Here is a 12,658-nt window from a genome sequence, read left to right on the forward strand (position 1 = left end):
GACCCTGTAAATTTGAGGGCATGACCCCCACTGCCACTGTTGCCATGACCCGCGCCCTCGGCATCTCCAGGGAGATTGAGGACGCGGCCTGGTTCGTGTTGGGTCCCGGCCTTCAAGGCAAGGCCTCGCCCCTGGACGGCCGCACGAGGACATGGTCCGTTCCGGCGGCCGCGGAGCTGCTCGACCGGCTGGACCGGGGCATCGCCGACCCCAAAGCCCCGATGATGACGAACCTCCGCGAAAACCTGGAGGGTGCCACGCGCGGAGCAAAACAGCTGGCCGTGGAGCTGCTCTTCCTCCAGTCCCTTCCGCTGGCCCACGAAGTGAAGTCCCTCAAGGTCAAGCGCGCCCGCGTGGCCGAAGCCGCCGGCTGGCTGGAACCGCCGCTGGATCTGCCAGAAGAGCTGTACGCCGGGATGACCGACCACGGCGTGATCCGGGACCGGACCGCCGAATTCAACTGGACCATCTGGGACCACCTGAAGTGGCTGTGCCGCTTCGTGCGGAACGTTGCCCAGCGGCCGGCTGCCGTGGTGCAGGCGGCCATCAAGGACCCCCTGCAGTTCCACCGCCTCGCCGCATCCACCCCCGACGACCTGCCCGCGATCCGCCGGAGCATCGAATTCCTGGCGTGGCCCAGCTACTTCGAGCCCGTCGTGGCGGACGTGGAGCGGCAGGAGATCCGCGACGCCTTCGCCTCCCTGGTGGGCGGCGCGAAAGGCGACGGGGAAGAGGACATCACCGCGGACATCCACCGCATCCGGCTGCACCTGGACGAGCAGGCCGGCCAGCGGATCGACTGGTACTCCCGCCAGCTGGTCAGCCAATGGCGCAAAGTGGGCGACCCCGGCCGTCGCGCCTGGCTGCTCCGGACACACAGCGACCAGGCCGAGCTGCTTACCGCCTGGCACTGCGAAGAGAAGGTGACCCTCGACGTCGAGCATCTCCGCACGCTGGACCCTGGCGTCACCGCCGGCCTGGTGCAGCACGCCGTGGACGAGGACTACAAGCACCTCGGCTACGTGGAACGCGAGGACACCAAAACCGCGGTCTTTGCCTTCCTGACCGTCATGAAGCCCGGGGACCTGGTGCTGTACCAGTACGCCGGAACCGTACGGCTGGGCGGCGTGCTGGGGGAGCCCGAGTACAACGACGACAACCGGCGCCTGCGCCGCAAGGTGCGCTGGTTCGACGACGGCCATACCGCCACCAGCCTTCCCCGGCACGTCCAGCGCCAGCTCGCCACCCCCGGCATCGTGGTGGACGTGACCCGCGTGGTCCAGGCGCTGCAGGCGCTGCTGCCGGCGGAGGCGGAAACCGAGCCCGACGGCGATACTGACGGCGCCGCCGTCGTCCCCCCTGTCCAGGAGGGCTTCCGCCCTCTGACGCAGGAATTCGCAGCCTCGCTGCACATGGAACTGGAGCCCCTCCAGGAGATCGCCGACCTGCTGGACGAAAACCGCCAGCTGGTCCTCTACGGCCCTCCCGGCACGGGCAAGACCTACCTGGCCAAGCACCTCGCCGCGGAACTGGCGGACAACACCACGGACGAACGCGTCAAGCTGGTCCAGTTCCACCCGTCCTACGCCTACGAGGACTTCTTCGAGGGCTACCGGCCGGACAAGACGGATGAAGGCCAGGTGTCCTTCAAGCTGGTGGCCGGTCCGCTGCGCCGCCTCGCCGAGGAAGCCGCCAAGCCCGGCAACGAGAAAAAGCCGTACTTCCTGATCATCGATGAGATGAACCGCGCCAACCTGGCCAAGGTGTTCGGCGAGCTGTACTTCCTGCTGGAGTACCGCGATGACCGGATCTACCTGCAGTACAGCCCCAACGAGCCGTTCACGCTGCCGGACAACCTCTACATCATCGGCACCATGAACACCGCCGACCGGTCGATCGCCATGATGGACGCGGCCATCCGCCGGCGCTTCTCCTTCATCGAGCTGCACCCGCAGACGGAGCCGGTCAAGGGTTCCCTGCTCCGGTTCCTGGAGGCCCGCCAACTGGACACCACCCCGGCGCTCCTGCTGGACGCGCTCAACGGGGCCATTGACGAGTGGGACCGGGACCTGATGATCGGCCCGTCCTACTTCATGAAGCCGGCAGCCCAAACCCCTGCCGGTCTGCGCCGGATCTGGAAATACGAGCTCATGCCGCTGCTGGAGGAGCACTACCACGGCCAGCTGACGCGGGCGCAGCTGGAGGAGCGGTTCGGACTGGACCAGCTGCTGGGACGCGTTGCAGCGCGCTGACCCCCGGGCGTCCGTGCGGCACCTTGTCCTGGACGAGCTGTCCCGCGGGCTGGTGGAACGGCTGGACGCGCCAAGCGCTTCCTTCCTGAATTCCAGCGGGCTGGCCAAGGCCTCGCCCATGGGCATGGGGCTGTACCGGATCGAGCCGGTAGGCAAGGTGGGCTCGGTGCGCACCCCCACGCTCCAGCTGGACGTCCGGCCCAAGGACCGGCTGGGGCTCAGCCGGCTCCTGTTTTTGCTCAGCTACGCGGGGGAGCAGGGGTTCCGCCCGGAGCTGGTGGCGGCGGACGAGGACCGGGAGCTGTGGAGCGCGCTCGCGGAGTCCCTGGCGCAGCTGGCCGAACGCGCCCTGGGCCGCGGGGTCCTGCAGGGCTACCTCACCGTGGACGAATCCCTGCGCACGGTCAAGGGCCGGATCCGGATTTCGGACCAGATCTCCCGCCGCCCCGGCATGCTGGTCCCGCTGGAGGTCTCCTACGACGAATTTACCGAGGACATCGCCGAGAACCGGATCCTGCGCGCCGCCCTGGAACGGATGGGGCAGGTGCCCGGAGTCCGGCCCGAGGTGCTGGGGCGGCTCCGCCAGCTGAAGGGAAAGCTCGACGCCGTCACCCGCCTTCCAGCGGGCGCCCCAGTGCCGCCGTGGACGCCCACCAGGATGAACCTGCGCTACCACGCAGTGCTGCGGCTGGCGGAGCTGATCCTGCGCAACGCGTCCGCCGAAGCGGGGGAGGGCAGGCAGCAAACAGCGTCGTTCGTGGTGGACATGGCGCAGGTTTTCGAAGACTTCGTGGGAACGGCACTGCGCAGTGCGATGGCGTCATATCCGGGGGAACTGCGGCTGCGGTACAACGCCCTCCTCAGCGAGGCGGTGCGCGATTCCGACCGCCTGTCCGTGCGCCCGGATGCCGTCCACATGCTCGGCGGACGCCCGGTGGTGGCCTACAACGTCAAGTACCGGGCGGCGTCGGACGCCGGCGCGTCGCTGACGGCCGACCACTACCAGATGCTGGCCCACTGCACGGCACTGGCTGTGCCCACCGCGTGGCTGGTCTACGCGGGCAAAGGCGAGATGAAGCTCCGCCGCATCCTGAACACCGACATCGACATCGTGGAGTTCCCGCTGGACCTCAGCCAGCCGCCGTCGGCCATCCTGGCATTCATCCGGGACCTCGCCTCCCAATCCTGGGGCGAGGTGCTCAGGACCGCTGCACCGGAACCCGGAACGTAAACGTCGTTCCCTCGCCCAGCGTGCTCTCGACGTCGATGGTCCCGCCGTGGGCTTCCACGATCGCCTTGCTGATGGGCAGGCCCAGGCCAACGCCCGGGATGGCGGTGCGCCGGACGTTGCTGGTCCGGAAGAACTTGGCGAACACCTCGGAGGCGTCCTCCGGGCTCATGCCCATCCCCGTGTCCTTGACCCGGCAGGCCAAATGGCCGTTTTCCCGCGCCAGCGACACCACTACCTCGCCGCCGTCAGGGGAGTATTTGATGGCGTTGGACACCAGGTTGTCCAGGACCTGGGAGATCCTGGCGCTGTCCACGTGGGCCTCCAGCCGTTCCGGGGTTTCCGCCCGGAGTTCCACCCCGGCGGCGGCTGCACGTGGCAACGCCGAGGACACGCTGCCGCGCACCAGGTCGGCAACATCCACGGCGTCCGGTGAGACGATCAGCTGGCCGTTCCGGCTGGCCAGCAGGTCTGACACCAGGGTCAGGAGGCGCTCGGAATTCCGGCGGATGATCTCCAGCATCTCCCGCTCGGGCTCGTCCGGATCATCGGCCAGCAGGATCTCAACGTAGCCCAGGATCGACGTCAGCGGGGTCCGGAATTCGTGGGAGACGCTGGAGACGAAGTCGTCCTTGGCGGTGAGTGCGTTCACCAGGTCGGTGACGTCGCTGAAGACGATCACCGAGCCGGTGAAGTTGCCGTCGGAGTCCTTCATGGCCCGTGCCGTGGTCACGAGTGCCCGCTGGTCCTTCCCGTCGCCCAGCCAGACCAGGTAATCAGTGAAGGTTTCCCCCAGGACGGCGCGGCGCACCGGACGCTCCTGGACGGGGATCAGGGTTTTCCGGTCCGGGCCGTAGACCAGCAGCTGCGATTCGTTGGGGTCCGCAATGTTCTTTGGCCGGGCCAGTTCATGGTTGGCCCGCTGCTTCCGGTTCATCAGGATGTCATGGCCGTCGGCATCAACCGCCAGGACGCCCAGATGCACGGTATCCAGCACAGTGTTCAGCAGCGATTCCTGGCGCTTGCTGGTCCGCAGGTTGGCGCGCAGCTGCTCGTCCTTTTCTTCCAGCTGTTCCTGCTGGCGCATCATGCTCAAGGTCAGGACGCTCACGGACACGCCGATGCCCAGCATCATGACGGGCAGCAGCAGCGAACGGGCGAAGTCCTGCGGCGTGGAAGTTTCCTTCAGGAGCAGCGGCACCCAAATGATGGCCAGCGGGCCAAGGAAAGAGAACCACAGCGCGGCCCTCGGGTAGTACCCGGACGCGCAGAGCCAAATGACGGGGAACACGGCCAGCAGGCTGATTCCCGTCAGGCTTTCCTGGCCGCCTTCCCTGCCCGCCGCGATGGAGATGAAGTCCAGCAGCGGGATCGCCAGGAAACTGGTGTAGGGCAGCCGCCCCCAGGGAATGACGTAGCAGAGTGCCATGATGGCCAGCTGCGAAACGAGGAACGCGACGAACAATGGGTTGTTCATTGTGGCCGGGAAGAATGCCCACACCAGCACGGCCGTCAAAATGGTGGTCACGAACAGCGGCATCTGGCTCATCGCCACCCGGTCCGTCAGCCGGTATTCATGGAAGGGTCGCTTGAAAAACCGCAGCCCGCCCGAGGACCAGGCAGTGTGGTCGCTCATGGCGCGGGGGACGCGGATGTGGGGGTGTGCGGGACCATACCAGCAGGATATCCGCAGCCAGCTATACTTCAGACGTTGGCACTGAGGGGGCTCTATGAGTGAGGCACGTGTGGGTCTGGTCATCGAAGATGACCACGACATTCGGGAACTGGTTCGCACTGTGCTGACCCAGGCTGGATTTGAGGTAACCGTCGCCAGCGGCGGCGCCGAGGGCGTCCTGATGGCCAAGAGCCTTAATCCCGATGTCATTACCCTGGACCTGGGGTTGCCGGACATCGACGGCTTTGAAGTCTCCCGGCAGATCCGCGAGTTCTCGGATGCGTACATCGTGATGCTGACGGCGCGCACCGAGGAACTGGACACCCTGATCGGGCTCGAATCGGGGGCCGATGACTACCTCACCAAGCCGTTCCGCCCGCGGGAGCTCCGCGCGCGGGTTGCGGCCATGATGCGCTTACCACGGTCCGTTCCTGACCCGCACGAAGTTTCGGTGGATGCCTCCGCGGACAGCGCGGCCCATCCGGAACGCGGAAACTTCACCCACAACGGCCTGGAGCTCAGCTACGCGTCCCGCACCGTCATCGTTGACGGCAAGGAGATGAACCTGACCCGTACGGAGTTCGAACTCCTTTACGCGCTCCTGGAAGCAGGACGGACGGTCAGGACCAAGTCCGACCTGGTGCGGCGGCTCCGCGACGAGGATTACGACGTCGGCAGCTACATCAGCGAAGCAGACGAACGTTCCGTGGAGGTCCACATGGGGAACCTGCGCAAAAAGCTGGGCGACTCACCGCAGCAGCCACGGTGGCTGCAAACCGTTCGCGGGGTGGGTTACCGTTTGGCCCCGGGGCAGCACTGAGCCTGCAGCCGGTGCATGGTCTGCCTGCTGCACTGGGTGATGGGCCGCAGGTAGGTGGCGGCCAGCCTGGGCAGCGCCACCGCCATGTCAGCGTGGCGCGCCTCGGCCCGGATCTCGTTCTCCAGCTCCAAAGCCAGTCCGGCCAGGCGCTCTGCTCCCACCATCTGGCTTGACGTCTTCAGGCTCAGGACCGCGTCCATGGAGCCCTCCAGGTCCCCCGTGGTCAGGGCCAGCCGCAACCGGCCCAGCCGCTGGGGCAGGTACTCGATAAAGTTCCCCACGAAGACGCGGCTGTAGCCTTCCTCCTCCTCGAGTTCGTCCCGCAGCCGGTCCAGGACGGACTGGTCTACCAGCGGCCTGGGGGCATCATCTGATGTGCTCATGACACTCCTTTCTGCTGGTTTTGTAGACTCGGGAATCTGGGCGGTGAGGCCGGAACGCTTGCTCTTTTTCAGGTTAGGACTGTTCCCAGGACCTCGCAGAAGACTCGGCAAGAATTGTGGTTTTCTTGATGGGAGTGCGGATTTTTGCCCATAAAATCAAGGCCAGTGCTTTCTGCATTGACGCCACCGGCGGCCGCTGCCGCCTCTCAATCTGGGGATAGATTGCCGTGTTCCGAATGCTTAGGTCCTTATTTGTCGCGCTCATAATCGGGGTTGGATTGGCGGTTTCCGTCATCCAGCCGGTCAGCGCAGCAGCCACGTCACCACAAGTTTCGCTCAATCCCACCTCCGGACCGGCCGGTTCCGCCGTGACGGTCGCCGGAACCGGGTTCAGGGCCTCCACCACAGGCACCGTGATCGTCGGGTCCACCACGTTCGCGTTCCAAACAACCTCGACGGGTGCGTTCAGCACAGGCATCACCATTCCGGCGGCGGCTACCGGGAACCTCACCATCACCGCCAAGACGTCGTCCATCAAGGCATCCGCCACATTCGTGGTCCAGGCGGCTCCGGCTCCGGCGCCCGCACCGGCGCCGGCCATCAGTTCCGCCGCCCTGCGCTTTGGAGCGGCAACGCCGGGGGGACCCCTGGCCAGTTCGGAACTGGACGAGGTTGCCACCGTGTCCGGGGAAATCCCTTCCATCGTGATGAGTTACAAGGATTTCCTGCAGTCCCCGCCCATCACTGAGCTGGACGCTGTCCGCTCCCGCGGAGCCACGCCCCTGGTTACCTGGGAGCCGTGGGCATGGGGAGGCGGCGTCAACCAGCCGGCGTATTCGCTGGCCCGGATTACTGCCGGGGACTTCGACGGGTACATCAGCCAGTGGGGCCAGTCCCTCGCGGCCTGGGGCAAACCGGTCATGCTGCGCTTTGCCCACGAGATGAACGGCAACTGGTATCCCTGGGCCGAAGGCGTCAACGGCAACCAGGCCGGAGATTACGTCGCTGCCTGGCGGCACGTGCACGACGTCGTTGCCGTCACGGGCGCCGCGAACGTCCAGTGGGTCTGGTCGCCCAACGTGCCGTACTGGGGCTCCACTGACCTGGCAGGCCTGTACCCGGGCCCGGGCTACGCGGACATCGTGGCCCTGGACGGCTACAACTGGGGCACCTCGCAAACCTGGAGCAGCTGGGTTTCCCCCGTGGACCTCCTCGGCCCCGGCATCTCCCAGCTCCGCACCCTGGCCCCCGGGAAACCCGTGCTGGTCGCGGAAACGGCGTCCAGCGAACTGGGAGGTTCCAAAGCGACCTGGAATACGGACCTGGTGTCCTACCTTGCCGCCCAGCCGGACGTGATGGGCTTTGTCTGGTTCCATATGCAAAAGGAAACAGACTGGCGCATCAACAGCAGTGACTCGTCGGCGTCGGCGTTCAAGTCCGCCCTGTTGGCTCGAAGAAGCTAGGGGATAGGGGATAGCTGCTCCGAAACTGTCAGTGGCGGCTGCCTGATCGCCGTCAACCCGTTTATCCTGCCGCGCCAGGATCAAGGACAGTGGCCGGAGCAGCGAAAGATTTCCTCAAGATTGGCTGTTTACAGGCCTTCAGGCGCCGGCTTCGAGGAAGTGCACCAACTGGGCTTCGAGTGCTGATCGATCCTTCAGTTCGCACTCCCAGACCGTCAGCACTTCCCAGCCGGCGTCTTCCAGCTTCCGGCGCTGGCCGGCGTCGCGTTCGCGGGTCCGGCTCCGTTTCGCCGCCCAGAACTCGGCGTTGGCCTTCGGGGCGTGCAGGCCCACCCTGCAGTCGTGGAAATGCCAGAAGCAGCCGTTGACGAAGATCACCTTGTGCCGGGCGGCGAAGACAAGGTCAGGATTGCCTGGCAGCCTGGTGCTGCCGGACCTGCCGTGCAGCCGGTACCGGTAGCCCCTGGCGTGCAGGAGCTGCCGCACCAGCAGCTCGGGTTTGGTGTTCTTCCCACGGATCCGGGACATGTTCCAGCTGCGCTGCGCAGGAGTGAGTTTGTCTGCAGTGGGCTTGGCAGCGCTGGAGTCGTCCGGCATCCTTCCAGTCTAGGAGGGCCTAGATCTCCCGTTCCGGCTGTTCGCCGAACACGAAGTGCTTACCGCTGACGGAGGTTGGGTCGATCTCCACGTAGAAGTCCTTGAGCGTGGGGACCCAGGTCTTCAGGCCCAGTTCTTCGATGGCAGCGAGCTCGTCCGAGTTGCTGAGGACCCTTGCCGTCCCCCGGAGGACAACGGACCAGGCCTCCTTCGACAGGATGCCGTCGGTTTCGAACAGCACCTTGGCGTTGATTGTGAGTTGCGCCAGTTTGTTTCCAGGTGCTGTGCGCAGGTAGAGCTTCCGGTTGGAGGTCACGTAATTCACCGGGAAGATGTCCGGTTCCCCTGCGACGGAGACCACCAGCCGTCCGTGCTGCGTCGCCGCCAGAAGCCGCCACGACTGCTCATCTTCGAGTTCCAGGACAGGATTGCCGTCCGCGTGTTCAAACATCATGCGGCCATTCTTCTACGTGGAGTAGAAATGCGCCAGAGGCTTTGTGCCCCATTTCCTCCGCTTTATGACAGCACAGTCAAGGCTTAACAGTTCGGAAACAGGTCTGTGACCGGGCTGTATTTCCCGCTGGATAGCGTCGCACGCAGGGCCATGACGGCTGAAGGCAAACGAAAGCGACGCACCCAATGGGCAACGACACAGACACAACGCAACTGCTGGAACCGGCGGCACCCGCTGGTGCCGCCGCCGTCGGACGTTCTCCGGCAATCCCTACGGCGGGCAACACTGCCGCCCTCAACGCCACCAAGGAAAGCCTGGAGGACTACACGCTGCGGTTTGCGCCGCGGTCCTACCGCAAGTGGAGTGCGGGCGTGGTGGCCACGAGTGCGCTGGGCGGCATCGCCTACCTGGCGGACTTCTCGATCGGGGCGAACATCGGCATCTCCTACGGGACGGTCAACGCCATCCTGGGAATCCTGGTGGCGGCCGTGGTCATCTTCGCCACCGGCTTTCCCTTGGCGTACTACGCCGCGCGCTACAACATCGACCTGGACCTGATCACCCGAGGCTCGGGCTTTGGCTACTACGGGTCGGTGGTCACCAACGTCATCTTTGCCACGTTCACTTTCATCTTTTTTGCGCTGGAGGGCTCCATCATGGCGCAGGGGCTGGAGCTTGGGCTCGGCATTCCGCAGTGGATGGGATACGCCGCGTCCACGGTGATCATCATCCCGCTGGTCATCTACGGCATGAACACGCTGGCCAAGCTCCAGGTGTGGACCACCCCGCTCTGGCTGCTCCTCATGGTGGTGCCTGTGGGATACCTGCTGGTCTCGCACCCGGAGAGCATCGACAGCTTCTTCGCCTACACCGGAGCAACGGGCGACGGCGGTCCCAACCTTGCGTCCGTGATGCTCGCCGCCGGCGTGTGCCTGTCCTTGATGGCGCAGATTGCCGAGCAGATCGACTACCTCCGGTTCATGCCGCCGCGCACCGAGGCCAACCGGAGCGCCTGGTGGCGCGCAGTGATCCTGGTAAGCCCGGGCTGGGTGATCTTCGGGGCCATCAAGCAGATCGTGGGCCTGTTCATCGCCATCTACCTGATCGCCACGCTGGATCCTGCCGCCTCCGCCACGGCCAATGAGCCCGTGCACCAGTTCCTGGGCGTGTACCAGGAGATGATGCCCGCGTGGCTGGCCATGACGCTGGCCGTGGTGCTGGTGGTCATCTCGCAGATCAAGATCAACGTCACCAACGCCTACTCCGGCTCGCTGGCCTGGACCAACTCTTTCACGCGCATCACCAAGACCTACCCGGGCCGGATGGTGTTCGTGGTGGTGAACCTGCTGATCGCGCTGGTCCTGATGGAAGCGAACATGTTCGATTTCCTCAACACCATCCTCGGGTTCTACGCCAACTGCGCCATGGCGTGGGTTGTCACCGTGGCGTCCGACATTGCCATCAACAAGTACCTGCTCAAGATTTCACCCAAGGTGCCTGAGTTCCGCCGCGGCATGCTGTACGCCGTGAACCCTGTTGGCTTCGTGTCCATGCTGGTCTCCGCAGGGGTTTCGATTGCCGTGTTCTTCGGGGCATTTGGGACTGCGATCCAGCCGTACTCGCCCATCTTCGCGGTGGGGCTGGCGCTGGTCCTGCCACCGGCGCTCGCGGTCCTGACCCGCGGCCGCTACTACCTCCGCCGGACCGACGACGGGATCGACCTGCCCATGTTCGACGCCGACGGGAACCCCAGCGACGCCAAGCTCCTGTGCCACGTGACGGGGTTGGAGTTCGAACGGCCGGACATGGTGCGGTCCGCACAGGACGCGTCCGACGGCGGGCCGCAGTATGTTTCGTCGCTCGCCTTGTCCACGGACAAGACGGGGGAGTTGGTCCTGCCCGCACAGAAGTAGGGTTTTGTTTTCTTGATTCTTTATTGACAGGGAGCCGGTGCACTTTATGCACCGGCTCCCTTTACGACTTTTTGCTTACCGGACCGGGTGGTAGAACGGTGGGCGGTACCTGTGGATAAGTTTGATCGCCGCATTGTGACGTAGGCTACCCTTAAGGCACTGTTCGGAGCAAGCCGTCTTGAAACTACTGGGGGAATAGCGGCCCATGTCATCACAGAACTCCATTACGTCCCGCGCTATGCCGTCGGGAGCAGCAGCCCTTGTTGTTGGTTTGGCGCTCGCTTTGTCCGGCTGCAACTCCGGAGGGTCGCCGGGGCCGGGCGGCACTTCGTCCCAGGTGGCGGCGGAGACACCAACTGCCAGCGCCGCCGCCACTCCCACCCCAACACCGAGTGCCGCCTACAAGCCCGCCGACGCCTCCGGACCCGCCCAGAACGTCCCCGTGCCTGTGCTGCCCGAGGTAGCCAAGACGGAGACGAAGGAAGGTGCAGAAGCGTTCGTTCGCTTCTGGTATGAAAATTTGAGCTTCGGTTACGAAACAGGCCATACAGAAACACTCGAAAAGATAAGCGGTCCTGGGTGCGTCTTCTGCACAGGACTGAGGGACGGAATCGCCGAAGCTTGGAGTGAGGGGCGTTGGATAACTGGAGGCCAGATTGAAACACCCGTTATAACAGCTACGGTTGAACCGGGAGCAGAGCCCTACGTTGTAGTTCAGGTCATCCAGTCAACTATTGAAATTAGGAACCCGGACGGAACTCTCCTTCAAAAACCGACGCCCGCTACTAACACTGGTAGCCGAGCTGGCGTTACATTCGGCTCATCAGGTTGGACGCTGACAGACCTGGGCCTAATCCGGTAGTCGAGATGAAGGCCTTCGGACTTAAAATTCTGTCTGCTGCTTTTCTCTGTCTGATGATTACGCCTTCGGTTGCCTACGCCGACGTCGCGGTCGGCTATGAGGACAGAGGGCTGACGGTCGGCGCTGATCAGTGGATGAAGGACTCGGTAACTGGGAACCTTGTACGCGCCGAGCCCGGTACCGTGAGTACCGACCCCAACGAGTACAAGTACGAACTTCAGTGCCATCTCGGCGGAGGCGACTTCGATACGCCCTGCCTCGCCCGCCAGCTCGACTGCAAAGACCGGGAAGACGGCGCCAAGGGCATCCCGGTCATGTGGCTGTCGCGGCCCCGGGGTGTGCCGGGGGCTGTTTGGGCGCATCACTCTGGCCCCACTTGCCTTTACGACCCGAAGCCCGAGGACCTCCTGCCCAGGATCGCCGCGGATATCCAGCGACAGTTCCAGAACCTCCCGGTCAGCGCCGGAGCAGTCGTGGCCCAGCCAAGCCCCAACACCCTCCGCGGCGCCGAGACAAATTTCTACGCGGAAGCGGCTGAACAACAGTTCGACATCACCATGTTCGGCCAGAAGGTCCACGTGGTAGCAACGCCCGTGCAGTACACGTGGAACTACGGAGACGGAACAGTCTTCGGCCCGCAGCCTTCCATGGGTGGCCCGTTGCCGCAGGACCGGTGGGGCGAGAAGACCCGCACCAGCCACGCGTATGCCTCCACGGGCGATTTCCAGGTTGTCCTGACCACCTCGTTCCAGGGCACGTACTCGGTGAACTCCGGGCCGCCGCTGCCGATCCCCGGCCAAGGCCAGTTCAACGCGCCACCGCAAACCATCAGTGTGTGGCGTTCGCTAACGCGCAACTACGCCGACGACTGCAATGCCAATCCGCAGGGACAGGGCTGCCCGGGCGTTGGGGGATAGCGCGGGGACCGAAAAAACCTGTGATCCCCGTCGCACCGGCGCAAGTCCGGAATAGTTGCACGCGCCCCACAGTTGGCAAAGACAGTACGTCTTA

General features: G+C 64.7%; 11 protein-coding genes. 7 read left to right on the top strand and 4 right to left on the bottom strand.

What is annotated here, in order from left to right; genetic code table 11:
* Positions 1-20 precede the first annotated feature (20 nt).
* A complete protein-coding gene (locus tag NMQ03_RS04575) occupies positions 21-2,252 on the top strand; it encodes an McrB family protein (protein WP_255174575.1) in 2,232 nt (743 codons plus the stop codon).
* Entirely contained in the window at positions 2,239-3,483 is a 1,245-nt protein-coding gene (locus NMQ03_RS04580; protein WP_255174576.1) for an McrC family protein, read from the top strand. Before NMQ03_RS04575 ends, NMQ03_RS04580 begins: the two co-directional genes overlap by 14 nt.
* Here NMQ03_RS04580 and NMQ03_RS04585 read toward each other — a convergent pair.
* Positions 3,452-5,116 carry a cell wall metabolism sensor histidine kinase WalK gene (locus NMQ03_RS04585; protein WP_255174577.1) on the bottom strand — a complete coding sequence of 555 codons (1,665 nt, stop codon included), beginning with the start codon at positions 5,114-5,116 and terminating at the stop codon, positions 3,452-3,454. The two genes, NMQ03_RS04580 and NMQ03_RS04585, sit on opposite strands and share 32 nt — an antisense overlap.
* Positions 5,117-5,210: 94 nt before the next feature.
* On the opposite strand from NMQ03_RS04585, the gene NMQ03_RS04590 reads away from it, so the two are divergent.
* Positions 5,211-5,975 (top strand): response regulator transcription factor, encoded by a 765-nt coding sequence (locus NMQ03_RS04590; protein ID WP_255174578.1) that lies wholly within the window; start codon positions 5,211-5,213, stop codon positions 5,973-5,975.
* Here NMQ03_RS04590 and NMQ03_RS04595 read toward each other — a convergent pair.
* Complete coding sequence (locus NMQ03_RS04595; protein ID WP_159632795.1) at positions 5,948-6,358, bottom strand: Hpt domain-containing protein; 411 nt, start codon at positions 6,356-6,358, stop codon at positions 5,948-5,950. The genes NMQ03_RS04590 and NMQ03_RS04595 overlap by 28 nt on opposite strands.
* 236 nt (positions 6,359-6,594) lie before the next feature.
* Here NMQ03_RS04595 and NMQ03_RS04600 point away from each other — a divergent pair, with 236 nt between their 5' ends.
* Positions 6,595-7,821, top strand: a complete 1,227-nt coding sequence (locus NMQ03_RS04600) for a glycosyl hydrolase (protein WP_255174579.1) — start codon at positions 6,595-6,597, stop codon at positions 7,819-7,821.
* 138 nt (positions 7,822-7,959) lie between these two features.
* On the opposite strand, the gene NMQ03_RS04605 is transcribed toward NMQ03_RS04600, so the two are convergent.
* Together NMQ03_RS04605 and NMQ03_RS04610 are read right to left on the bottom strand one after the other, a co-directional pair.
* Positions 7,960-8,418, bottom strand: a complete 459-nt coding sequence (locus NMQ03_RS04605; RefSeq protein ID WP_255174580.1) for a very short patch repair endonuclease — start codon at positions 8,416-8,418, stop codon at positions 7,960-7,962.
* 19 nt (positions 8,419-8,437) lie between these two features.
* A complete protein-coding gene (locus NMQ03_RS04610; RefSeq protein WP_255174581.1) occupies positions 8,438-8,872 on the bottom strand; it encodes a pyridoxamine 5'-phosphate oxidase family protein in 435 nt (144 codons plus the stop codon).
* A gap of 185 nt (positions 8,873-9,057) precedes the next feature.
* On the opposite strand from NMQ03_RS04610, the gene NMQ03_RS04615 reads away from it, so the two are divergent.
* The 3 genes from NMQ03_RS04615 (at position 9,058) to NMQ03_RS04625 (ending at position 12,564) form a co-directional block, all read left to right on the top strand.
* Positions 9,058-10,785 (top strand): cytosine permease, encoded by a 1,728-nt coding sequence (locus tag NMQ03_RS04615; protein ID WP_255174582.1) that lies wholly within the window; start codon positions 9,058-9,060, stop codon positions 10,783-10,785.
* 238 nt (positions 10,786-11,023) lie between these two features.
* Positions 11,024-11,647 (top strand): DUF6318 family protein, encoded by a 624-nt coding sequence (locus NMQ03_RS04620; protein WP_255175537.1) that lies wholly within the window; start codon positions 11,024-11,026, stop codon positions 11,645-11,647.
* A 53-nt stretch (positions 11,648-11,700) separates the two neighbouring features.
* Entirely contained in the window at positions 11,701-12,564 is an 864-nt protein-coding gene (locus tag NMQ03_RS04625; protein WP_255174583.1) for a hypothetical protein, read from the top strand.
* Positions 12,565-12,658 lie beyond the last annotated feature (94 nt).

Source organism: Arthrobacter sp. DNA4, from assembly GCF_024362385.1.
Classification (GTDB): domain Bacteria; phylum Actinomycetota; class Actinomycetes; order Actinomycetales; family Micrococcaceae; genus Arthrobacter.